This window comes from Saccharothrix sp. CCNWYY140 (assembly GCF_037401995.1).
Lineage (GTDB): Bacteria > Actinomycetota > Actinomycetes > Mycobacteriales > Pseudonocardiaceae > Actinosynnema.
This window is the reverse complement of record NZ_JBBEGC010000003.1, coordinates 176,123-197,340: the sequence shown is the minus strand read 5'-3', so window position 1 is coordinate 197,340 and position 21,218 is coordinate 176,123. Positions and strand designations below refer to the sequence as shown.

General features: G+C 73.3%; 26 protein-coding genes. 10 read left to right on the top strand and 16 right to left on the bottom strand.

All coding sequences use genetic code 11. The features are described 5' to 3' along the window. Window positions 1-78 precede the first annotated feature (78 nt). The 4 genes from WBN91_RS03345 (at window position 79) to WBN91_RS03330 (ending at window position 3,639) form a co-directional block, all read left to right on the top strand. On the top strand, window positions 79-837 hold the full coding sequence (locus WBN91_RS03345) for a DUF2470 domain-containing protein (RefSeq protein ID WP_337722517.1): 759 nt from the start codon (window positions 79-81) through the stop codon (window positions 835-837). A gap of 9 nt (window positions 838-846) precedes the next feature. After that, window positions 847-1,599, top strand: a complete 753-nt coding sequence (locus tag WBN91_RS03340; RefSeq protein ID WP_337722516.1) for a CPBP family intramembrane glutamic endopeptidase — start codon at window positions 847-849, stop codon at window positions 1,597-1,599. Between the two features lie 100 nt (window positions 1,600-1,699). After that, window positions 1,700-2,956, top strand: coding sequence for an alpha/beta hydrolase family protein (locus tag WBN91_RS03335; RefSeq protein WP_337722515.1), 1,257 nt, complete (start codon window positions 1,700-1,702; stop codon window positions 2,954-2,956). Window positions 2,957-2,979: 23 nt separating this feature from the next. After that, a complete protein-coding gene (locus tag WBN91_RS03330) occupies window positions 2,980-3,639 on the top strand; it encodes a GOLPH3/VPS74 family protein (RefSeq protein ID WP_337722514.1) in 660 nt (219 codons plus the stop codon). Between the two features lie 46 nt (window positions 3,640-3,685). Here the strand turns inward: WBN91_RS03330 and WBN91_RS03325 are convergent, their stop codons facing one another. Then, window positions 3,686-5,773 carry a caspase, EACC1-associated type gene (locus WBN91_RS03325; protein ID WP_337722513.1) on the bottom strand — a complete coding sequence of 696 codons (2,088 nt, stop codon included), beginning with the start codon at window positions 5,771-5,773 and terminating at the stop codon, window positions 3,686-3,688. Between the two features lies 1 nt (window position 5,774). Beyond that, window positions 5,775-6,131 carry a hypothetical protein gene (locus WBN91_RS03320; RefSeq protein ID WP_337722512.1) on the bottom strand — a complete coding sequence of 119 codons (357 nt, stop codon included), beginning with the start codon at window positions 6,129-6,131 and terminating at the stop codon, window positions 5,775-5,777. Between the two features lie 207 nt (window positions 6,132-6,338). On the opposite strand from WBN91_RS03320, the gene WBN91_RS03315 reads away from it, so the two are divergent. From WBN91_RS03315 to WBN91_RS03305, 3 genes are all read left to right on the top strand, one after another. Continuing rightward, window positions 6,339-7,586, top strand: coding sequence for an arginine deiminase (locus tag WBN91_RS03315; RefSeq protein ID WP_337722511.1), 1,248 nt, complete (start codon window positions 6,339-6,341; stop codon window positions 7,584-7,586). A 100-nt stretch (window positions 7,587-7,686) separates the two neighbouring features. Then, entirely contained in the window at window positions 7,687-8,244 is a 558-nt protein-coding gene (locus WBN91_RS03310; protein WP_337722510.1) for a ferritin, read from the top strand. Window positions 8,245-8,353: 109 nt separating this feature from the next. Beyond that, complete coding sequence (locus WBN91_RS03305; RefSeq protein WP_337722509.1) at window positions 8,354-8,833, top strand: GNAT family N-acetyltransferase; 480 nt, start codon at window positions 8,354-8,356, stop codon at window positions 8,831-8,833. Window positions 8,834-8,837: 4 nt separating this feature from the next. Here WBN91_RS03305 and WBN91_RS03300 read toward each other — a convergent pair whose 3' ends face one another. The 6 genes from WBN91_RS03300 to WBN91_RS03275 form a co-directional block, all read right to left on the bottom strand. Next, window positions 8,838-9,371: a hypothetical protein gene (locus WBN91_RS03300; protein WP_337722508.1), complete on the bottom strand. Its 534-nt coding sequence runs from the start codon at window positions 9,369-9,371 to the stop codon at window positions 8,838-8,840. Next, the gene (locus WBN91_RS03295; RefSeq protein ID WP_337722507.1) at window positions 9,353-9,985 is read right to left on the bottom strand and encodes a hypothetical protein; all 633 of its coding nucleotides are present in this window, start codon (window positions 9,983-9,985) and stop codon (window positions 9,353-9,355) included. The genes WBN91_RS03300 and WBN91_RS03295 overlap by 19 nt, the downstream gene beginning before the upstream one ends. Further along, entirely contained in the window at window positions 9,982-10,476 is a 495-nt protein-coding gene (locus WBN91_RS03290) for a SigE family RNA polymerase sigma factor (protein WP_337722506.1), read from the bottom strand. Before WBN91_RS03290 ends, WBN91_RS03295 begins: the two co-directional genes overlap by 4 nt. Before the next feature lie 82 nt (window positions 10,477-10,558). Beyond that, the gene (locus tag WBN91_RS03285; protein WP_337722505.1) at window positions 10,559-10,885 is read right to left on the bottom strand and encodes a DUF952 domain-containing protein; all 327 of its coding nucleotides are present in this window, start codon (window positions 10,883-10,885) and stop codon (window positions 10,559-10,561) included. Window positions 10,886-10,933: 48 nt separating this feature from the next. Beyond that, window positions 10,934-11,878, bottom strand: a complete 945-nt coding sequence (locus WBN91_RS03280; protein WP_337722504.1) for a DUF5926 family protein — start codon at window positions 11,876-11,878, stop codon at window positions 10,934-10,936. Between the two features lie 20 nt (window positions 11,879-11,898). Beyond that, the gene (locus WBN91_RS03275) at window positions 11,899-12,606 is read right to left on the bottom strand and encodes a glycerophosphodiester phosphodiesterase family protein (protein ID WP_337722503.1); all 708 of its coding nucleotides are present in this window, start codon (window positions 12,604-12,606) and stop codon (window positions 11,899-11,901) included. Window positions 12,607-12,699: 93 nt separating this feature from the next. Between WBN91_RS03275 and WBN91_RS03270 the strand changes: the two genes are divergently transcribed. Beyond that, window positions 12,700-13,932, top strand: a complete 1,233-nt coding sequence (locus WBN91_RS03270) for a cytochrome P450 (RefSeq protein ID WP_337722502.1) — start codon at window positions 12,700-12,702, stop codon at window positions 13,930-13,932. A gap of 1 nt (window position 13,933) precedes the next feature. On the opposite strand, the gene WBN91_RS03265 is transcribed toward WBN91_RS03270, so the two are convergent. The 5 genes from WBN91_RS03265 to WBN91_RS03245 form a co-directional block, all read right to left on the bottom strand. Further along, window positions 13,934-14,719, bottom strand: coding sequence for a hypothetical protein (locus WBN91_RS03265; protein WP_337722501.1), 786 nt, complete (start codon window positions 14,717-14,719; stop codon window positions 13,934-13,936). Next, window positions 14,716-15,213, bottom strand: coding sequence for a SigE family RNA polymerase sigma factor (locus WBN91_RS03260; protein ID WP_443217653.1), 498 nt, complete (start codon window positions 15,211-15,213; stop codon window positions 14,716-14,718). Before WBN91_RS03260 ends, WBN91_RS03265 begins: the two co-directional genes overlap by 4 nt. Window positions 15,214-16,222: 1,009 nt before the next feature. Further along, window positions 16,223-17,236 carry a glycerophosphodiester phosphodiesterase gene (locus tag WBN91_RS03255; RefSeq protein WP_337722499.1) on the bottom strand — a complete coding sequence of 338 codons (1,014 nt, stop codon included), beginning with the start codon at window positions 17,234-17,236 and terminating at the stop codon, window positions 16,223-16,225. 82 nt (window positions 17,237-17,318) lie between these two features. Continuing rightward, the gene (locus WBN91_RS03250) at window positions 17,319-17,513 is read right to left on the bottom strand and encodes a DUF397 domain-containing protein (protein ID WP_337722498.1); all 195 of its coding nucleotides are present in this window, start codon (window positions 17,511-17,513) and stop codon (window positions 17,319-17,321) included. 8 nt (window positions 17,514-17,521) lie between these two features. Further along, a complete protein-coding gene (locus tag WBN91_RS03245) occupies window positions 17,522-18,349 on the bottom strand; it encodes a helix-turn-helix domain-containing protein (RefSeq protein ID WP_337722497.1) in 828 nt (275 codons plus the stop codon). A gap of 139 nt (window positions 18,350-18,488) precedes the next feature. Here WBN91_RS03245 and WBN91_RS03240 point away from each other — a divergent pair, with 139 nt between their 5' ends. Then, complete coding sequence (locus WBN91_RS03240) at window positions 18,489-18,989, top strand: RNA polymerase sigma factor (protein WP_337722496.1); 501 nt, start codon at window positions 18,489-18,491, stop codon at window positions 18,987-18,989. Then, window positions 18,982-19,359: a hypothetical protein gene (locus tag WBN91_RS03235; RefSeq protein WP_337722495.1), complete on the top strand. Its 378-nt coding sequence runs from the start codon at window positions 18,982-18,984 to the stop codon at window positions 19,357-19,359. The genes WBN91_RS03240 and WBN91_RS03235 overlap by 8 nt, the downstream gene beginning before the upstream one ends. Before the next feature lie 33 nt (window positions 19,360-19,392). On the opposite strand, the gene WBN91_RS03230 is transcribed toward WBN91_RS03235, so the two are convergent. Genes WBN91_RS03230 through WBN91_RS03220 form a run of 3 tightly spaced genes read right to left on the bottom strand, consistent with a single transcriptional unit; the run spans window position 19,393 to window position 21,089 of the window. Further along, complete coding sequence (locus tag WBN91_RS03230; RefSeq protein ID WP_337722494.1) at window positions 19,393-19,809, bottom strand: hypothetical protein; 417 nt, start codon at window positions 19,807-19,809, stop codon at window positions 19,393-19,395. Window positions 19,810-19,855: 46 nt separating this feature from the next. Further along, window positions 19,856-20,755 (bottom strand): DUF4328 domain-containing protein, encoded by a 900-nt coding sequence (locus tag WBN91_RS03225; protein ID WP_337722493.1) that lies wholly within the window; start codon window positions 20,753-20,755, stop codon window positions 19,856-19,858. Between the two features lies 1 nt (window position 20,756). Further along, on the bottom strand, window positions 20,757-21,089 hold the full coding sequence (locus tag WBN91_RS03220; protein ID WP_443217652.1) for a rhodanese-like domain-containing protein: 333 nt from the start codon (window positions 21,087-21,089) through the stop codon (window positions 20,757-20,759). Window positions 21,090-21,218 lie beyond the last annotated feature (129 nt).

Here is a 21,218-nt window from a genome sequence, read left to right as displayed (position 1 = left end):
GAAGCGGGACATCCGTTCGTGGGACTTCCCCGCACGCACTCCTCCAAGTTAGGCTGCCCTAAGTTGGGGAGGTGAACGGTGACCGACAACCGCCGACCGCCCGCGCCGCACCCCGCGGAGCGCGCACGGACGATCGCCGCACGGGGTGGCCGCGCCGCCTTGCTGCCCTCGGACGGCACGGAGAACCGCGTGACGCCGCTGCTGCACCACGTGCACGCGTGCGGTGACGCGACGATCCTGCTGCCGGACGACCACCCGCTCACCAAGGCCGCCGAGGGCGGTGAGATCACCGCGATGCTGGAGGTCGCCGACCACGCCGCCGTGCCGCTGCGCGAACCGGTGCGCGGCCTGCTGTGGGTGACCGGCTGGCTGCGCACGATGGACCCGCAGGAGGCCCGCGCCGCGAGCCTGGAGGTCGCCGAGGAGCGCCCCGACCCGCGCCTGCTGGACGTCGGACACGGCGCGTCCGTGCTGCGGCTGGTGCCGGCGAGCCTGGTCGTGGCCGACGCCGAGGGCACCACCTCGCTGCGCCCGGAGCTGTTCGCCCAGGCCGACCCGGACCCGTTCCACCGGCAGGAGGACCACTGGCTGCGGCACCTGGAGCTGTCGCACCGGGACGTCGTCGGCCTGCTCGGCCGGCACCTGCCCGACGACCTGCGCGGCGGGCACGTCCGGCCGCTGGGCCTGGACCGGTTCGGGCTGCGGCTGCGGGTGGAGACCGCCGACTCCGACCACGACGTGCGGATCGCGTTCTCCCGCCCGGTGGCCACCTCGGGTGAACTGGCGGCGGAGTTGCGCCGGCTGATGGGCTGCCCGTTCCTGGCACAGCGCCGTTAACCTGCGCGGGTGATCCCGGAGGAGCGCACCGCGCACAAGGTCGAGCTGCTGCTGGTCTTCGCCGTCACCCTCGGCCTGTCCGGGTTGCGCAGCCTCGTGCGGTTGCTGGACAGCCTGCTCCAGCCCAAGCCGCTCAACGAGCAGTCGGTCGCGATCAACGTGCCGCAGGCCCGGTTCGACCTGCTGGACCTGCTCGCGCAGCTGCTCGGGGTGGTGCAGCTGGTGGCGTGGGGCGGGCTCGGCGCGTACCTGCTGTGGCGCGGCGGGGTCGCCCTGGCCTCGCTGGGCCTGGACCGCACCCGGATCGGCAAGGACTTCCTCGGGGGCACCGCGCTGGCCGCCGTGATCGGCATCCCCGGCCTGGTCTTCTACCTGATCGCGTGGAACCTGGGCCTCAACCTCGCGGTGCTGCCGTCCACTTTGGACGAGTCGTGGTGGCGCAGCGTGGTGCTGGTCCTGGCCGCCGCGGGCAACGCGTGGGCGGAGGAGGTCCTGGTCGTCGGCTACCTGCTGACGCGGCTCAAGCAGCTGGGCTTCCGGGACAACACCGCGCTGCTGGTCAGCGCCGTGCTGCGCGGCTCGTACCACCTGTACCAGGGGTTCGGCGGGTTCATCGGCAACGTCGTGATGGGCTTGGTGTTCGGCAAGGTGTGGCAGCGCACGAACCGCCTGTGGGTGCTCGTCATCGCCCACACGTTGCTCGACGTGGTCGCTTTCGTCGGGTACACGGCGCTGCGCGGCGTCGTCTCCTGGCTGCCGTAGATCACTCCGGCGGAGTACGCCGAACTCCTCCGCCAGGCTGACGCGCCACCACCGTCCCCCTTGCCAGCATGAGCCGGGCCGCCATCCGGCAACGAGGGGAATGCCCGACATGCAAACGTCCACTGTGTACAGACGCGCGCTAGCGCTGACCGCGGGCCTCGCGGTCGCCGGCGCTCTGCTCGCACCACCGGCGTCGGCCGCCGCCGCACCGGCGGCCGGCACGAAGGTGTCGATCACGATGCCCGCGCTCACCGGGCACTTCCCGGTCGGCACCACCGACCTGCACCTGGTCGACGCGCGCCCCGACCCGTGGTTCCCCGCCGAGAAGCGGGAACTGATGGTCACCGTCACCTACCCGGCGCACCGCGACGGCGACCGCGCCGCGTGGCTGTCGCCGAGCGTGGCCGGGGCGATCGAGCAGATCGGTCCGGACCTGCTGGGCGTGCCGCCGGGTTCGGTGGACTGGGACGCGACCAAGCGGCACACCCGCACCGGCGCGCGGGCGCTGCGCGGTGACTGGCCGGTCGTGGTGTTCTCGCACGGGTTCGGCGGGATGCGGGAGCTGAACGCGGGCCTCACCGACGACCTGGCCAGTCGCGGCTACGTCGTCGTGTCGATCTCGCACACGCACGAGGCCGGCGTCGTCGAGTTCCCCGGCGGGCGGGTCGTGGTCGGGTCGGTCGGCGACCCGGACGCCGCCGCGATGCGGACCGCGCTGGAGGCGCGGATCGCGGACTCCCGGTTCGTGCTGGACCAGCTCGAACGGGTCGACCGCGGCGAGAACCCGGACGCCGAGCGCGACCCGCTGCCGCGTGGCCTGGCCGGCGCCCTGGACCTGTCCCGGGTCGGGATCTACGGGCACTCCTACGGCGGGTTCACGGCGGGCGAGACGATGTACCGGGACCGGCGGTTCGACGCGGGGATCAACGTCGACGGCGCCATGCGCTCCGACGACGTGGGCGACGTCGTGAAGCACGGCCTGGACCGGCCGTTCATGCTGGTCGGCGCGGACTTCGAGGTGGACGGCCGGGTCATCGTCCACTCCCACCGGGAGACCGAGTTCGACCCGACCTGGCACGCGTTCTGGCCCCACCAGCGGGGCTGGAAGCGGGACCTGCACTTCGACGGGGCCGCGCACCTGAGCTTCAGCGACCTCCAGTTCGCCGTGGCGCAGCTGGGCGACCTGGTCCCGCCGGACAAGCGGCGCGAGGTCGTCGGCACCATCGACGCCGACCGGTCGATGGACGCGCAGCGCGCCTACTTCGCCGGGTTCTTCGACCTGCACCTGAAGCACCGGGGCGGGTGGCTGTTCGACCACGGCCCCGTCCGGCACCCCGACACGCGATTCATCGCCTGATCAGCGCGCCTATCGTGGTTCTCATGTTGACTCTCGCCGACGAACTGGCGTTGTTGGCCTACGACGACGACGGCAAGCGCCGGCTGGGCCAGCCCGCCCTGGGGTACGGCCTGGCCGGCGCGGTGCTGGTGGAGCTCACGATCTCCGGTCGGGTCGAGGTCGTGGACAAGAAGGTCGTGGCGGTGAGCACCGAGCGCATCGGCCACGACGTGCTCGACGACGCCCTGACCCGGATCGCCGACGACCGGCTGCGCAAGCCCAAGGCGTGGATCGAGAAGCTGAGCAAGGGCCTGACCGACCAGGTGCTGGACGGCCTGGCCGAGTCCGGCGTCCTGCGCCGCGAGCAGGACAAGGTGCTGCTGGTCTTCCCGCGCACCCGCTTCCCCTCGCCCGGCGGTGTCGAACCGCCGCTGGAGACCGAGGTCCGGGCACGGCTGGCGCGGGCGGTCGCCACGGACGATCCGGTGGACCCGCGCACGGCCGCGCTGTGCGCGCTGATCAAGGCGGTGCAGTTCGAGCGCACGGTGTTCGCCGGCCAGCCGCGCGACCGGGTGAAGCGGCGGCTCAAGGAGATCTCCCGGGGCGACTGGGCGGCCGACGCGACCCGCAAGGCGATCGAGGAGGTGCAGGCGGCGGTGACGTTGGTGCTGGTGGCCGCCGTCCTGCCGGCGGCCGGCAGCTGACCCCGGCCTCAGGCCACCGGCAGGAAGCGGGCAGCTGACCCCGGCGTCACGCCACCAGCAGGAAGCGGGCGGCGGTGGCGCCGGCCGCCGCCACCACCGCGCGGGCGGTGGCGGCCGAGTCGATCAGGGTCGGGTCCAGGTCGGACACGTCCACGGCCGCGTTCTCGGCGATCCACCGCGACGGTTCGGACAGCGCGCCAGCCAGCGCCTTCCAGCCCGCGACCTCGGCGGGCGCACCGGTGGCCTCGGCCGCCAAGCGCTCGCCGACCTCGCGCAACCCGACCGCCGCGCCGCGCAGGACGCCGGCGGCCACCGCGCCCCGGACCGTGCGGACGGCTCCGCGCACGCGTTCCACGTCGGCGGCCGGCGCGCGGATGATGCCGGCGGCGGCCGGGGCGAGGATCACGCCCGCGGCCGGAGCGGCCTCGGGGACCCGCGACCCCACGACCGGCAGGCCGATCACGGTGGTGTCGGTCTCGGTCACCACGACCTTCGCCGCCCGGCCCAGGTCCTCCGGGCCGACGCCCTGGCTCACGTTGGGCAGCAGCAGGTCCGGGTCCAGGACGCGCCCGCCGACGACGGTGCTCAGCCGGGCCAGCACGTCCGCTCCCGCGGTCACCACGACCTTGCCGCCGAGCACCAGGTCGGTGAGCGCGGAGTCGGCGACCTCCTCGCACACCACCAGGAACTGCCCGGTCGCGATCAGGCGCGGCACCGCGGTCAGCCGGCCCCGGTGCAGGAACACCTGCGGCGACTCGAGCACCGCTTCCCGGCGGACGCGGTCGGTGACCGACTCCGGCGAGGCGTAGCCGCCCGGGAAGCGCAGGCCGCGGGTGATCTCGTAGTCCAGGCCGAACCGCCGGGTCGGTTCGACGAGCAGCGCGCCGCCTCGCCCGGTCACCGCCATGACCTGCCCGACGACCGCGCCGATCTCGGCACTGCCGGAGGACGCGGTGGCCAGCCGGGTGACGTCGGGGTTCTCCAGCGGCCGGGCGACCTCGGCGATCAGCTCGGCCGCGCGGACGCCGGCTGCCTGGACACCGCGCATGAGCCGCACGGGGTTGTGGCCGTCGCGCATGGCCTCGACCAGCCGCAGGATCGCCCCCTGCGCGACCGCGACCGCCGACGCGGCGCCGTCCCCGGCCGCCCGGTGCACGTCCTCGACCAGTTCGCGCACGTAGGACGCCCCGAGGGTGTCGCGCGGGTCGTCCGGGTGGAACGCGTGCGCGATGGCGGCGGCGTCGGCCAGTTCGACCGGCACGCCCCGTACGAACAGCACCGACCGCCGGCCCAGCGGCCCCAACGTCCGGCACACGGGTTCCGCCGCCGCCCGGAACCCGCGCGCCACCAGCAGCTGCCCGGACGTGTAGGACGCCGACCGCCGCACCACCGCCGGCACAGACCCGCCGGCCCGCGCCACCCGCAGCGGAGGCCCGCCGGCCTGGGCGAAGAACTGCGGCGTCTGGTCGGGTCGCCGCCGCCGGACCTCCCGGTGGGCGTAGCCGAACAGCTCGTTGACGTCGATCCACCCGTCGCCGTCGAGGTCGGCCGCGCCGCTGGACAGCCCTTCGATGAGCACGTCGGTGAACAGCGAGGCCCGCGGCGCTTCCAGCGACAGGGTGTCCTGCTCGAAGGCGTACTCGTAGGCGTTGGAGGCGGTCAGCACCACGTACCCCTGGGCGGAGTCGTCCAGGACGGTCGCCGACGCGTCCTTGAAGCCCTCCACGAACGCGCCGCTGAAGCAGCAGTCCAGCACCAGGATGCGGCCCGCGGCCCGGCAGTCCTCCAGCTGCTCGTTGAGGAACGAGCGCGGGATGGCGGTGCCGGCGGGCCGGTCCTGGAGGGTGTTGGCCGCCGCGAAGTACAGCCGCCGCGCGGGCGTGGTGAGGCCGTGGCAGGAGAAGTACAGCAGGACCAGGTCGTCGGGGGTGCGGGAGGCCAGCACGTCCTCGACGGCCCGGCGGATCTCGTGGTCGGGCGCGTCGCGCAGGACCCGGACGCCCGCGAAACCGCCGACGTCGGGGTCCTCCAGCAGCGCGGCGAGCCGCTCCACGTCCTGCGAGGGCGCGCGAAGCCGGCTCAGCCGCGCGTCCTCGTACTGGCCGGTGGCCACCAGCAGGGCGTAGCGGCCCACGTCAGGCGTCCGTCTTGCCGTGCTTCTCCAGGAACGCCTGCACCAGGGCCTTCTGGTCGGCCTTGGTGCCGCCCTGGACGGTGATCGAGTCCTGGCCGACCTTGATGGTGACCTTGCGGGCGCTGCCGCGCTGGACGAAGGCGGTGATGACGGACGCGACGGCGGCGGCCACGGCGGCGGGTAACGCGCCGTTGACCACCAGCTCCGCGATGGCCATGCCGGTGCCGCTCTTGGCGCCGTCCGGCAGCGGTGTCGGCGCGTGCCGGGCATCCACGCGGGCGCCCCGGACCAGCTCCTCGAGCAGCAGGTTCGTCGCGGACGCGGCACTGCCCGGCGCGTCGATCGTCAAGTGGAACACGCGGATCCTCCCCGGTTGAACGTCGATCATCCCAGTCATACCGATCATCGGGACAGGGCCAGTCCACGTCACAACGCAACGATTCTCCTGCTCAAGCGGCAGAACGCTTAACGATTCGCTGCATTGGGCCGTTCATACGATCGAGTTTCGCTGATCTAGGCCACTTAGAGCTGCACGTTTCGCCGTCGTCGGGTTACCCTCGCCTACGTGACTGCGCACATCACTCAGACGGAGTCCGTCGACGCCGCGTCGTTCCCGGCGCCGAGGGTGGACAGCGAGGTGGGCCCGCTGCGCACGGTGCTGCTGCACCGCCCGGGCCTGGAGCTGAAACGGCTGACCCCGCGCAACAACGACCAGCTCCTGTTCGACGGCGTGCCGTGGGTGGACCGGGCGCAGGAGGAGCACGACGCGTTCGCCGAGGTGCTGCGCTCGCGCGGGGTCGAGGTGCTGCTGCTGGCGGACCTGCTGGTGGAGGCGCTGCACGACGACCGGGCGCGCATCGCGGGCATCCACAGCGCGGTCAACGAGCGGCGGCTGGGCATCGACCTGGCGGACGCGCTGCGGTCGCACCTGTCGTCGTGCGGTCCGGAGCAGCTCGCGACGGCGTTGATGACCGGCATGACGTTCGAGGAGCTGCCGGCCGCCGAGGGCGCGTCCCTGGTGCGCAAGATGCACCACCCGATCGACTTCGCGGTGGACCCGCTGCCGAACCTGCTGTTCACCCGCGACTCGTCGGTGTGGGTGGGCGACCGGGTGGCGATCACGTCCCTGGCGCTGCCCGCCCGCGACCGGGAGACCGCGCTGACCGACCTGATCTACGCCTACCACTCGCGGTTCCGCCGGACCGGCCGCGCCTACGGGGCGCACTCCGCGCCGGTGGAGGGCGGTGACGTGCTGCTGCTCGCGCCGGGGGTGCTCGCGATCGGCGTCGGCGAGCGGACCACGCCGGCGGGCGCGGAGTCGTTCGCCCGGTCGGCGCTGGCCGACGGCCTGGCGCACACCGTGCTGGCGGTGCCGATCACCCAGGAGCGGGCGACCATGCACCTGGACACCGTGTGCACGATGGTCGACCGGGACGCCGTGGTCATGTACCCGGCGGTGCGGGACAACCTGTTCGCCTACCCCGTTCGCTCCGACGGCGACGGCGGCGTGCTCGTCGACGACCGGCGGCCGTTCCTGGAGGCGGCGGCCGAGGCGATGGGCATCGAGCGGCTGCGCGTGATCGACACCGGCCTGGACCCGGTGACCGCCGAGCGCGAGCAGTGGGACGACGGCAACAACACGCTCGCGGTCGCGCCCGGTCTGGTGGTGGCGTATGAACGCAACGTGGAGACCAACGAGCGCCTGGAGGCCTCCGGGATCGAGGTGCTGCGGATCAGCGGGTCGGAGCTGGGCTCGGGCCGCGGCGGTCCCCGGTGCATGTCGTGCCCGATCGACCGCGCCCCACTGGCCTGAATTCTTTGGAAAGGGTTGCCTAATTTAGGCAACCCTTTCCAAACATTCATAAGCCTTACCTTGAATGCGACGAGAACCCTTTTCGGTTAATCTCGTCCGCATGGCCCTCAACGTCAAGAAGATTCCCTCGCGCACGTCGAAGTTCCACGACCTGCTCCAGGCGCAGGTGCGCAACGAGTTCACCGCGTCCCAGCAGTACGTGGCCATCGCGGTGTGGTTCGACGACAACGACCTGCCGCGGCTGGCCGCGCACTTCTACAAGCAGGCGCTGGAAGAGCGCAACCACGCGATGATGATCGTCCAGTACCTGATGGACAACGGCATCAAGGCGACCATCCCGGGCGTGGACGAGGTCCGCAACGACTTCGGCACCGCCCGCGAGCCGGTCGAACTGGCCCTCCAGCAGGAGAAGACGGTCACCGACCAGGTCGTGACGCTGGCCAAGACCGCCCGCGACGAGGGCGACTACCTCGGCGAGCAGTTCCTCCAGTGGTTCCTCAAGGAGCAGGTCGAGGAGGTCGCGTCGATGAGCACCCTGCTCAACGTCGTGGACCGCGCCGACGGCAACCTGTTCCACGTGGAGGCCTTCCTGGCCCGCGAGTCCGTCGGCGAGGACGCCGACCCGACTGCCCCGCGCGCCGCCGGCGGCAGCCTGTAACCACCACGGGCCTCTCCGCGCCGCTCCCGGTCCAGGGGGCGGCGCGGTGCCGTGTCCGGGGTCGGGAAAATCCCCCGACAATGCGCGCCGGGGCCGTTACCTTCGCCACATGGGGCAATTCGAGAGAACGACCGCGCGGCTGCGGCTGCGCCGGGTTCGGATGTCCGACCTGCCGGCCTTCACCGCCCTCGAAAACGCTTTGCGCGCCACCGAGAACCGCGCCCCGGCGGACGAAGCCGCGTCGGCCGGGTACCTCCGCCGGTTCACCGGGGTGTGGGAGCGCGGCGAGCTCGGCTACTGGGCGGTCGAGCTGGACGGCCGCGTGGTCGGGTTCGGCGGCGTCCAACCCCACGGCGACGCCTGGAACCTGTACTACCGCGTCGACCCCGCCCTCCACGGCCGGGGCATCGCCACCGAGGTGGCCCGGGAAGCGGTGCGCGCCGCCGCGCGGGCCCGCCCGGATTGGACCGTCCGCTGCGAGACCCGCCCCTGGAACGCGGCTGCCATCCGGGTCGCCGAACGCGCCGGGCTGACCCGCGTCGAGGACCACGACGGGTACGCCGTGCTCGAACTTCACCCGGTCGAGTGAAGTCTCAGATGAAGCAGCCGCGGTCCCGCAAGCCCATCACGGTCAGCGTGTCACCGGCGTTGGCGAAGCCGAAGTAGTACCAGCGGCTCTCCGCCACGGCCAGGACGTACCCGTGGCCGGTCAGCTCGGCGGTCGGGTACAGCTGCTTCACCCGCTCCTGCGACTCGCCGAACCGCAGGCCCTCGGGCGTGCGCGCCCCGCCGTCCAACCGCAGGTCGACCGCCACCCCGTCCTCGACGCCGACCCAGCCGGCGGCGCGCTTGAGCCCGTAGACCGGGCAGTTCGCCTGCGGCCAGTCGTCGAGCTGCTCGCCGACCTCGCCGGTGGCCTTCAGCTCCTCCAGCGTCATCCCGAGCCGCACCTTCCCCAGCCCGGTGGGGGTCAGCACCGGCACGTCGTCCACCACGACCGTGCGGGCGGGAGCGGGCGTGGTCGTGGTCGGCGTCGGCTGCGCGGCCGTGCACCCGGCCACCAGCGACGCAGCCAGCACCGACCCGACCACCCACGCCAACGCCTTCATCAGCCACCCGATCCGCACCCGCCGCCGGTCTTCTCGATCCGCACGACGGACACCTTGCCCTGGTCCAACTCGAACACGTAGCCCCAGTCTGACCCCATCGCCACCGTGACGCGGTCCCCGGCCTCCACCAGGTCCGGGTACGGCCCCCGCAGCTCGGCCGGCGTGCTGCCGTGGCCGACCCCCGAGGGTGTCCTGGTGAACCGGGGCGTCCTGATCCCCACCACTTCACCCCGCGGCGACACCACCACGTCGTAGCTGGTCTCGCTGCCGAGGTGGACCGCGCACGGCCCGGCCGGCGCCACGGGGTAGCCCTTCGCGACCACCTCGGCCGCGGGCATGCCCAACCGGAACGGGCCGTGCGCGGGCGGCTCCAGCGCCTGCGGCCGGATCGTCGTGGTGGACGTCGGCGAGGTGCCCGGTTCGGACGCGAAATCGGCCGTCAGGCCCTGCGCCGCCACCACACCCCCCACGACGGCGGCCACCACCAGCGCACCCGTCGCCACGGACCGGGTCCGGCGCCGCCGGCGCGCGCCACCCACGATCCGCGGCACCGCGTCCTCCCGCGCCGGCAGGTCGAGCCGTTCGTCGGAGAACAGCTCGCGCAAACGCTCGTCCAGCTCCACCGTGCTCACCCGCCTTCCCCGAGCTTGTTGCGCAAGGACGCCATCGCCTTGCTGTTCTGGCTCTTGACCGTGCCCGGGGAGATGCCCAGCGCGTCGGCGATCTCCCGCTCGGACAGCCCCTCGTAGAACCGGAGCACCACCACGGCCCGCTGCCGCGGCGGCAGGTCGCGCAGGGCCTGCCACAGCGGTTCGTGCTCCAGGCGGTCGGTGGACTCCACGACGACCTCGGGGAGCTCGGCCACGAGGCGTTCCCGGCGCAGCCTGCGCCACACGCTGATGTGCGCGTTGGCCATCGCCCGCCGCGTGTAGGCCAGCGGGTCCACGTCCTTGCGCAGCACCGCCGCCCAGCGCGACCCGACCTTCTCCAGCACGGACTGGACCAGGTCGGCCGCGTCGTGCGGGTTGCCGGTCAGCGCGTGCCCGTAGCGCAGCAGCCCCGGCAGGGCGGTCCGGACGAACTCCGCGAAGTCGACCCGGACGCCGGGCAGTACCGCCGTCACCTCGTTCCCCTTCCCGACGACCTCCCCATCGGGCGTCGACGGGTTCACGCGGACGGGTGGCTCCCGGTTGCCCGCCGGAAGGTCACAGAACGGGCAACGGGCGGAACGAGCCGTCCGAGTCGGGGCTGAACTCGTGCACGGCGACCACGGCGTCGGCCGGGACCGGGCCGTAGACGTGCGGGAACCACGGCCCGGTCTCGTCGCCGTCGCCCGGCTCCCACAGCACCGGCAGGCCCTCGGGGTCGATCATCAGCAGCACGAGGTCGTTGCGGCCCCGGAACAGGCGGTTGGCGGGCAGGTGCACCGTCCCGGGGTCGGAGCAGTGCACGAACCCGTCCGGGTCGAGCGGGATGGCGCCGTCCTCCCGGGCGCGCGCCCACTGTTCGCGCGACGCGATCCGCAACAGCATCTATCCACAACCTCCTGTGGACAACCGGGGGAACGGGTGTGGACAACCTCAGCGCAGGGTGATCTGGCGACCGCGCAGCCCGTCCCGCGCCCGGCGCTCGGCCTCGGTCAGCGGCTCGTCGTCGAGGCTGGTCAAGGCGTCCTGCAAACGCTTGCTCAGGGCTTCGGCGGGGCCGGCCCACTCGCTGGAGTGCAGCTCACGGTCCAGGTCCCACACCGGCACCAGCAGGCCGTGCGCCCGGAACGACCCCGCGTACCGGGAGCCCTCGCCCAGGTCCAGCTCGCCGCGCACCGACAGCCGCGCGAGGGCCGCCAGCAGCCGCTCCTCGGGCTCGGGGCGGACCCAGCGCAGGTGCGCCTTGTCGCCCGCGTCGACCCAGTAGGCGGCGTGCACGCCGGGGGCGTCGACCCGCTCGGTGGGCAGGATCGCGGCGTTCGCGCGCTCCAGGGACAGGGCGACGTCACCGGTCGGCTCGTGGTCCGGCGGCATCCACCACGCGAAGTCCTTGTGCAGCTCGGGCGCGATGGTGGCGTCCACGTCGAGCAGGTCCTGGAGGCGGCCGGGGTTGCTGCCGTCGTCGACGCCGACCACGGGCAGCGCCTCGCCGGTCTCGGCGGTGAGCGCCCACTGGACGGCGCGCGCCAGGTCGCGGCTGAGGTCGCCGGAGCGGGTCTGCACCTGGAGGCCGACGAACGCGGTGCCGTCGGCGCGCACGAGCGCGGCGGCGGCCATCGGCAGCACCGACGCCAGCACGATCTCGCGCGGGGCGTCCTTGAGCGGCAGCACCACGGTGGCGGAGGGCACGAACTCGCGCAGCGCGATCAGCTCGGTCTCGGCGGCCAAGCCCTGGAACGGCCGGGCCACGATGACGTCCGCCGCGCCTCCCGCGGAGCCGTGGCACGCCTTGTAGCGCTTGCCCGAGCCGCACGGGCAGGGCTGACGCGGGTTGACGCCGTCCGCCGGCTTGGTCTTCACGGCCGTCCGCTTCGCCACCGCCGCCTCCTCTTCGATCCTCAGGGCTGGTCGGGCGTCAAGTTATCCCCCACGAGCCCGCGCGTCCGCGCCGGGTTGTTGGTCGCGAGGAACCGCACGCCGCGCTCGACGCACAGGGCCACGTCCGCCGGCTCGTCCACCGTCCAGCAGTACGTGCCCGCGCCCCGATCGGGGTACCGCCGGAGGAGGTGCACGCCGGGACCGGCGTAGTCGGCGAAGGCGGGCAGCCGCTTCGGCCAGAACCGGTTGAGCAGCAGCACGGTCGGGACGTCCGGCGCGAGGTCCTTGAACCGCCGCACCGCCCACGGCGAGAACGACATCATCACGGTGTCCACCCGGTGCCTGGACAACACGTCGACAAGTCGCCGTTCCACCTCGCCGCCGGACCGGACCGGGTGCTTCGTCTCCACGAACAGGCGAACCCCGGAGTCGGCGAGCAGGCCCAGCAGGTCCTCCAGGGTGAGCACCTCGGCGGGCTCGCCGCCCAGCCTGCTGCCGAAGTCGTGCCGGCGCAGCTGGTCCAGGGTCATCGCGCCGACCACGCCGCTGCCGCCGCTGGTGCGGTCGATCCGGCGGTCGTGCACGCACACCAGGTGGCCGTCGCGGGTCAGGCGGACGTCGCACTCGACGCCGTCCGCGCCCTGCGCGAGCGCCAACTCGTAAGCGGCCAGGGTGTGCTCGGGACGGGCGGCGGAGGCCCCGCGGTGGGCGACGACTTCAGGCGGCACAACGAGGAATGCTCCTGGTGGAGCACCGAACGGGTCAACTCGACTACCCCATGTCACAGCTCGCTGAATGTTTGACAGAACAACCACACACCAATGGACGCGAGCTGCCCTCAAGACCTACCGTCCGTGACCGTGGCACCCTTCGACCAGCACGATCCGGCGTTCATCGCCGATCCGTACCCCGTCTTCGCCGCGCTGCGAGCCGAAGCCGAGGTGCACTGGCACGAGGACATGGGTGTCGCCCTGGCCGTGTCGCACGCGGCGTCCTCGGCGGTGCTCAAGCACCGGTCGCTGGGCCGGATCTGGTCCGACGCCAAGCCCGTCGAGAACTTCACCAGCTTCAACCTGCTGCACCGCAACTCGCTGCTGGAGAACGAGCCGCCCACGCACGGCCGGCTGCGCCGCCTGGTCGCGGCGGCGTTCGGGCGCGGGCACGTCGAGCGGCTGCGGCCGTGGATCGCCGACCTCGCCGACCGGCTGGTGGACGAGCTGTCCGCGCGGATCGCCGACGACGGTCACGCCGACCTGCTCGCGCACGTCGCCGCGCCGCTGCCGGTGGAGGTCATCGCCGAGCTCCTGGGCGTGCCGACCGCCGACCGGCCGCTGCTCCAGCCGTGGTCCAACGCGATCGTGAAGATGTACGAGTACGACCTGCCCGCCGACAAGCAGGTCGCGGCCGAGCGCGCCGCCACCGAGTTCGTCGCCTACCTGCGGGACCTGGTGGCGCTGCGGCGGCGCTCCCCCGGCGACGACCTGGTGTCCGACCTGGTCGCCGTCACCGACACCGACGGCGCGAAGCTCACCGAGGACGAGCTGGTGGCCACCGCGGTCCTGCTGCTGATGGCGGGCCACGAGGCGACGGTCAACGTCATCGGCAACGGCGTCAACGCCCTCATGACCCACCGGGGACAGTGGGAACGCCTCGTAGCGGATCAGTCCCTCCTCTCCACGGCGGTGGAGGAGCTGATCCGCTACGACTCCCCGCTCCAGCTGTTCGAGCGGACGGCCACCGAACCGGTCGAGATCGCCGGGTACGCGGTGGCGCCGGGGACGAAGATCGCCGCCCTCCTCGGCGCCGCCGCCCGCGACCCCCTGGTGTTCCCGGACCCCGACGTGCTGGACGTGGGGCGGGAGCGCAACCCGCACCTGGGGTTCGGCATGGGCATCCACTACTGCCTGGGCGCGCCCCTGGCCCGCATCGAGGTGCAGGCCGCGCTGTCCGCGCTGGTCCGGAAGCTGCCCAAGGCGGAGCCGGCGGCCGAACCGCGCCGCCGGGCGGAGTTCGTGATCAGAGGTCTGCACGAACTCCCGCTCACGGCCGCTTAGTTCACCAGAGGTCGGACGTCACGATCTGCACGAGCTGCTCCACGGTCAGCGGGGGCCGGTCGGCGGTCACGCCGCCCATGCCCTTGGGGTTCTCCCGGTTGCTGACGTGGATGGTGATCGACAGGCCGTCGGCGCGTTCGAGGCGGGCCAGGTGCGTGACGCCCCCGTCTTCCAGCGCGGTCCGGTCGGTGGCCAGCGTCGAGCCGTCGGGCAGGGTGCGGGTGGTGCAGTCGGCCGAGTCGGGCAGGTCGCAGTGCGCGGGCTCGCTGGACGTGCTCGGGTAGACGATGAGGTCGTAGCCGCCGGTCACCCCGCCCGCCGACAACTGGCCGACCAACGCCGCCCCGAGCCTCGTGGCCTCGGTGTCCGTGGTTTCCGTGCTCGGCGCGTCGGGCGACTTGGGCATGGTCATGACGACCGCCCCCGGCCCGCTTTCGGTGACCGTGAAGGTGGCGGTGCCGCCGAGGACCGCCCTGAAGCGCTCAGCCAGCTCGTCGGGGGTGTTCGGGCTGGTCTTCGCGGTGGTGGTGGTCGCGGTCGTGGTGCTCGGGGGTGGGGTCGTCTGGGCTGTCGTCTGAGCTGCGGCTTGCTGGGTGCCGGGTTCGTCGTTCGGCACCAGCAGGGCGGTCGCGGTGGCCAGTCCGGCGACCACGGCGACGGCGACCGCCACCGGCACCAGCCGGGACTTGGTCCGGTGCGGGACCTCCGGGGGCAGTCCGGCGGTCACGGCGTCGGCGCGCCGCTCCAGCTCGCCGAACGCGTCGTTCAGGGCACGCAGGTCGCTCATCTCGTCTCCTGGTAGGCGTGGGGGTTGGCGGTGAGGTCCACCCGCAGGCTCGCGAGCGCCCGCGAGATCTGGCTGCGCACGGTGGTCACCCGGCAGCCCAGTTCGGCGGCGATCTCGGCGTCGGGCAGCCCGGCGTAGTACCGCAGGACGACAGCCGCCCGCTGCCGACGCGGGAGGGTGGCGAGCCGCCGGATCATGGCGTCCCGCTCGGCACGCTCGTCGGCACCGTCACCACGGCCGACGTCCTCCAGTTCGGCGCGGGGCGAGGTGCGAGCAAGCCGACGACGCCACGACAGGTACTCGTTGACGACCATCCGCCGCACGTAGGCATGCGGCTCGTCCAGCCGCGAAATCCGCTCCCACCGCTCGAACGCCCGCCCGAGGACATCACTCACGAGATCCTCGGCCAGCCACGCCTGGCAAGTCAGAACGGTGGCGAACCGCATCAACGCCGGCCGCCGCCGTTCGACGTACTCACCGAACTCCATCGGCACACTCCCGACTCGTGATCACGCCCCTCAACGCGGCAACCCCCGGAACCGTTGCACGCCCCCCGAAAAAAGCGCGGGCCGGCCAAACGAGGGTGCGCGACGGCAGGACGGCACGGCGGCAGACGCAGGGCGGGGGCGAGGCGGCGCGGACTCGGGCGGCGGCACCAGCGGCGGCGACGCGCTACGCAGGCGGGCGCAGCAGCGAGACGGCGCGGGCAGGGCGGCTAGCGCGGCTCGGGTTGACGTGGCGCGGGCGGGGCGGCTAGCGCGGCTCGGGTAAAAGTGGCGCGGGCGCGGCGGACGCGGAGCGGGGTGTGGCGGGGCGGCGGCGGGTAGTTGGCGGCGAGGCGGCAGCGGGTGGCGGGCGACGCGGTGGCGAGTAGTTGGCGGCTGGGCGGCAGCGGGTGGCGGGCGGCGCGGCGGCGGCGAGCGCAGGGCCGAAAGGCGCGAGGCGGGCGAGGCGGACGGCGCGCGCGGGCTGGCGCGGCGGCCGGCGCAGGCTGCGGGCTGGCGCGGCGGACGGCGCAGGCTTCGGGCGGGCCGGGCGGCGGCGAGCGCGGGCGGGCGTCGGGCGCGGGGGCGGGCATCGGGAGCGGGGCGGCGGCGAGCGCGAGGCGAGCATCGGGAGCGGGGCGGGTGCCGGGAGCGGGGCGGGTGCCGGAGGGTAGGCAGGCGCCGGGGTGAGCGGGCGCAGCAGCGGGCTGAGGTAGGTCAGCGCAGCGGCGAGGCGGCGCGGGTTCGGGGCGGCGGCGCGAGACGCGGGGCGGCGGCGCGGCACCAGCGGCGGCGACCCGCTGCGCAGGCTGGCGCAGCGGCGAGGCAGGCGGGCGGGCGAGGTGGGCCGGCGCGCGCGGCGAGGGCGGCATGGCGCGGGCGGAAGTGGCGTGGGGCGCGCGGGTTGTGGGGTGATTGCGGTGAGGCGTGGCCTCCGGCCCCCGGTTCTATTGTCCCACGGGGGACCGACAGTTCCCTGCGGCGTGCGGCCGGAGGGAATCTGTGGGGTGCGGGCGGGTTAGTGGCGCTTGAAGGGTTTTGGGAGTTTGAAGCCGCGGTCGGCCATGACGGTGCGGAGGCGGTTCGGGTAGTCGGTGATGATGCCGTCCACGCCGTCGTCGATGAGCTTGTGCATGGTGGCCGGGTCGTTGATCGTCCACGGCACCACCTTCAGGCCGTGCGCGTGGGCCTCGTCTACCAGGGCCTTTGTCGTGAAGGGCACGTAGTTCGGGTCGCCGACCTTGCCGTTCTGCGGGTTGCCGTGTACCGGGGACAGGGCCGTCGCGCCGAAGGACTTCACGGCCTTCACCACGCTGCCGTCGAAGTCCGCCAGGTCCAGGCCGCCGGTCCACGGTGAGCCCGGGCGCAGGAACTCCGGCTGGGTCAGGGCGACCAGGGGCAGGCGCGGTTCCGCCTTGCGCCACAGCATGAGGGTGCCCCAGTCGAACGACTGGATGGTGACGTTGCGGTAGAACCCCGACTTGCGGATCTCCCGCGCCGTCACCTCCACGAACTGCTCGCGCGGCGCGGTCTCGTGCGGGGCCGCCGCTTCGACCTTCGTCTCGATGTTGAACTTCACCGTGTGCGCGCGGTACTCCCTCGCCAGGGCGAAGACCTCGGCCAGGGTCGGCATCCTCGCGCCGGGCGACAGCTCCTGGTCCGGGTACTGCGACCACCGGCGCGACCCGCAGTCCAGCGTGCGGACCTGCGCGAAGGTCAGGTCCTTCACGTACTTGCCCGCGTACGGGAACGCCGGGTCGCCGGGGAACGCCGGTGCCGTGTCGACGCACTTGTTCGGGTTGGTCTTGCGGTCGTGCGTGACGACCTCGCGGCCGTCCTTGGTGATCTGGACGTCCAGTTCGAGCGTGGTGACACCGAGTTCGAGCGCCTTGGCGAACGCCGCCAACGTGCTCTCCACGGTGAGCCCGATCCCGCCCCGGTGCGCCTGGAGGTCGAACTTCCTGTGCCCGCCCGCGCTCGCGACCCCGGGAACGACCAACGCCAGGACCACCGCCACCACGACTGCCCGCATGCCGACCACCGTGGCACGCCGCCGCCGGCGCACCCAAGGCCGTTCGGGGGAAGTGTGCTTGAACAACGGGAAAAGCCGGTGGTCAGGACCGTGTGGCGCGCAGGAACGACGCCCAGGTCGCCGCGGGGAACGCGAGCGGTGTGGCCGCGGCGTTCTTGGAGTCGCGCACGCCGACGGTCGGGCCGGCGTGCGCGACTTCCACGCAGTTGGCGTTGGTCGCGGCGGTGCTGCGGGTGCTCTTGCGCCACACCGCGGTGGTGAAGTCCACTGTGGACATCGGCTGCCTCACTCCGTCAGCAGGCGTTGCACCAGGGCCACCGACTCGTCCAGGCCCAGCGCCTGCGTGGTCAAGTGCTCGAACGCGAGTCTGGCCTCGATCGTCACGCCTTCCTCCTCCAGGTGCAGCGCGCCGAACGGGTGTTCCACGTACAGCACCGGCGGGTCGGCGGGGTCGGGGAAGCTCAGCAGCGCGAAGCCGCCGCCCATCGCGGCGTGCGCACCGCACTCGTGGGCCAGCACGCGGAAGCTCACGTTCGGCAGTTCGGCCGCCTCCAGCAGGTGTTCCAGCTGCGCGCGCATGACCTCCCGCCCGCCGAGGCCCTTGCGCAGGGCGGCCTCGTCGACGATCGCCTCCAGCTTCAGCAGGTGGTCGGGGTCGGTCAGCCGCCGCTGCCGCACCTGCCGCGCCCGGACGTTGCGCTCGTCCTGCTCCCGGTCGCCGGGGAACGGGCGCGCGGCGCACAGCGCCCGGGTGTAGTCGGCGGTCTGGAGCAGGCCGGGGATCAGCAGCAGCGACACGTCCCGGACCTCGGCGGCCTCGGTCTCGATGTCGATGTAGCCCTGGTCCTCGACCCCCAGCGCCGTCCACCACCCGCGTTCGCGGGCGCGCAGGGCCTCCAGCACGATGTCGGGGTCGTAGTGCTCGTAGAGGTCCATCATGGACTTGACCAGGTGCGGGTCGACCAGTGTCTCCCCCTTCTCGATGCGGTGGAGCGCGGCTTTGGTCTTGAACAGGGCCTCCGCGGCGCCGTCGAGGGTCAGGCGGGCGTCGGCGCGCATCCGGGCCAGCTTCCGCCCCAGTCTGCGCCTGCGAAACGGTGGTTGCGTACTCACAACATCGAGTATGCCGGCGTGATCGTCGGAAAACTTCACCGCAACGGGTGTATTCGGGCAGGTCACCGGCCCGTGCAACACGAACGGCCCGGGATGCGTGTAAGTGGTGCCGGGGTGTGTCACGACAGGAACGGGGTCGGTGTTGGACGGAGGGGCGTCCTTCGACGAGTTCGTCCACGAGCACCAGCAGGGGCTGGTCCGGTACGCGGCGCTGCTGTCCGGCAGCCGCGCCGAGGCCGAGGACCTGGTGCAGGACGTGCTGGTGCGGGTCTACCAGCGGTGGGGTTCGCTGGACGGCCCGGTGTACGCGTACGTCCGGCGGGCGGTCACCAACGAGTACCTGTCATGGCGGCGGCGCTGGCACACGCGCAACGTCCGGCCGGCCGGCGACGACCTGCCCGACCGCGCCCACCACGACCCGCCCTACCGCGAGCGCGACGAACGGCTGTGGCGGCTGCTCCAGGGCCTGCCCCGGCAGCAGCGGGCGGCGGTCGTGCTGCGGTACTACGAGGACCTGGCCGACGCGGAGATCGCCGAGGTGCTCGGGTGCCGGCTGCCGACGGTCCGCGCGCACGTCAGCCGCGGCCTGTCGGCGCTGAGGTCGGCGATGCCGGAACACGCGTGGAGGGGCCATGACTGACACCGAGGACGAGCTGCGCCGACTGCTCGCCGCACGCGCCGACCGGGTCCACTCGCACCTCACCGGTCCGGCGATCCGCGCCCGCGCCGCGGCCCGCCCGCGGACCCTGCGCCGCCTGGCGCCGCTGGTGTCGGCGGTGGCGGTGGTGCTCGCGGTGGCCGTGGCGAGCCTCCTGCTGACCCGCGCTCCGGGTGGCGAGGACCGCCCGGCGACGAGCGTGCCCGCCGGCGGCGACCCGCGCCCGACGGTGACGACCACGACGCCGGACCGGCCCACCACGTCCCCGCCGCTGACCACGACGTGGACGAACACCACCACGAACAGGCCGAACACGACCACGACCTGGCCCGCGCTGACCACGACCCGGTGAGGTGCAACGGATCCGGGTCCGGACGCATGGAGATCACGTGGGCAGCAGTGCCCACCCGCACGAGGAGGACTCCATGCGCTTCACCTTGCGTTCCCGCCGGACCGCGGTCGCCGCCGCGCTGTCGCTCGGGGTCGTGGCCGCCGGGGGCGTGACCTGGACGGCGCTCGCCTCGGGATCGCCGGAGGACGTGGTGGTCAGCACCACGACCCGGCCGACGACCACCACGACGAGCCCCGCGACCACGTCGCCGGTCACCACCAGCCCGCCCCTGGTCACCACGACCCGCCCGGACCGCCCGACGACCACGTGGCCGACCCCCACGGGCGAGCCGAGCTGGACGACCACCCAGCGACCGGACACCTCGCCGCAGTGGCCCACCACGACCCGGACGGAACGGCCCACGACGACGACGGCGTGGCCCACCACGACCTGGCCGCCGGTGACGTCCACGACCAGCCGGTGACACCCCCGCCGGGGCCGGTCGGACCGACCGGCCCTAGCGCGGTGAGGCGTGGGAGCGGACGGCACGCAGCTCGGGCGCGGGCGCGTCGCGCAGCTCCACCACCCTCATGCGGCGCAGCGTCGAGGGCGCGACCGGCAGCAGCAACGACGTGATGCGGCGCACCAGGACCATCGTCAACACGATCACGGCCGTGGCCAGCAGGTCCGACACCGCGTGCAGCAGCACCCCGTCGGCCAGCGCCTGCACGCTGTCCCGGAACGACCACGCCACGGTGAACGCGGCCCACAGCCCGGCGCCCGCCCACAGCCCCCACCACCAGCGCACCAGGCGCGAGGGCGAGGGCCGCGCGGTCGCGGGCAGCCGCAGCGCCGCGTGCTCCAGCTCGGCCGCGATGGACCCGGCCATCACCAGGTTCACCCCCGGCACCAGCAGGCCCACCAGGACCTCGGCGTCCGACCGGGACGGCCCGTACCCGGCGGCCGACGCGGCGGCGAGCCGCGCCCGGCGCAGCCACAGGTACCCGAACACCACCCCGCCCAGGACCGCGATCAGTGCCAGGGTGGACGCCGAGCCCACCATCGCGTCGGACACGTCGACCGAGGTGGGCGACAACGCCCCGTAGCGGCTCTGCAACAGCAGCACGTACCGCCAGATCTCGCTGCCCGCCGCCCACAGCGTGGTCAGCGCGGCGAGCCCGAGCACGTGGAACGCGGTGCGCGCCAGCCGCTGGACCTGCTCCACGGAGTTCTCGGCGGCCTCGCCGGCCACCGAGGTGGGCCAGCGCCACGCTAGCAGCGGGAACCCCCACCGCGGCGGCACCGGGTAGGACGGCGGACCGGCGTACGGGCGCGGCGGGGCGGCCAGCCGACGGTGCGGGTAGGCCCCGGGCGGCGGGCTCGCCACCCAGTCCACGCGCATCGGCTGGAACGCCACGTCAGATGACCTCCGGCTCCGCGCCGGCCTTCTCGCTCACCAGCGGACGACCCTGCGCGGCCCACACCTGCATGCCGCCGTCGACGTTGGTCGCGTCCCACCCGTTGGCGTTGAGGTACTGGGTGACCCGCGCCGACCGGCCACCCGCGCGACACACGACGAGCAGCTCGGCCTCCGGCAGCTCCGAGAGCCTGCCCGCGAGCTCGCTCATCGGGATGTGCAGCGCGCCGGGGGCGTGCCCGGCTTCCCACTCGTCGGCTTCGCGCACGTCGAGCAGCACCTTGCCCTCCGGCAGCTCGGCCGGCACGGACGACACTTCAACGCTGGGGATCACGCCACCATGCTGCCATGCGCCCGGTAAACCCGGGATAAGCGGCAGGGCCGCCCCCGCGAACACGGGGGCGGCCCTGCACGAACAACCGCGAGGCCGCCGTCGGCTTGTCGCGCCGCCTTTCCCGACGAT

What these genes read in the sequence shown, in the direction of transcription:
- WBN91_RS03335 (WP_337722515.1), top strand. Translation starts at nt 1,700, where the DNA reads ATGCCCGACATGCAAACGTCCACTGTGTACAGACGCGCGCTAGCGCTG.
- WBN91_RS03330 (WP_337722514.1), top strand. Translation starts at nt 2,980, where the DNA reads ATGTTGACTCTCGCCGACGAACTGGCGTTGTTGGCCTACGACGACGAC.
- WBN91_RS03310 (WP_337722510.1), top strand. Translation starts at nt 7,687, where the DNA reads ATGGCCCTCAACGTCAAGAAGATTCCCTCGCGCACGTCGAAGTTCCAC.
- WBN91_RS03305 (WP_337722509.1), top strand. Translation starts at nt 8,354, where the DNA reads ATGGGGCAATTCGAGAGAACGACCGCGCGGCTGCGGCTGCGCCGGGTT.
- WBN91_RS03285 (WP_337722505.1), bottom strand. Translation starts at nt 10,885, where the DNA reads ATGCTGTTGCGGATCGCGTCGCGCGAACAGTGGGCGCGCGCCCGGGAG.
- WBN91_RS03270 (WP_337722502.1), top strand. Translation starts at nt 12,700, where the DNA reads ATGGACGCGAGCTGCCCTCAAGACCTACCGTCCGTGACCGTGGCACCC.
- WBN91_RS03265 (WP_337722501.1), bottom strand. Translation starts at nt 14,719, where the DNA reads ATGAGCGACCTGCGTGCCCTGAACGACGCGTTCGGCGAGCTGGAGCGG.
- WBN91_RS03255 (WP_337722499.1), bottom strand. Translation starts at nt 17,236, where the DNA reads ATGCGGGCAGTCGTGGTGGCGGTGGTCCTGGCGTTGGTCGTTCCCGGG.
- WBN91_RS03250 (WP_337722498.1), bottom strand. Translation starts at nt 17,513, where the DNA reads ATGTCCACAGTGGACTTCACCACCGCGGTGTGGCGCAAGAGCACCCGC.
- WBN91_RS03235 (WP_337722495.1), top strand. Translation starts at nt 18,982, where the DNA reads ATGACTGACACCGAGGACGAGCTGCGCCGACTGCTCGCCGCACGCGCC.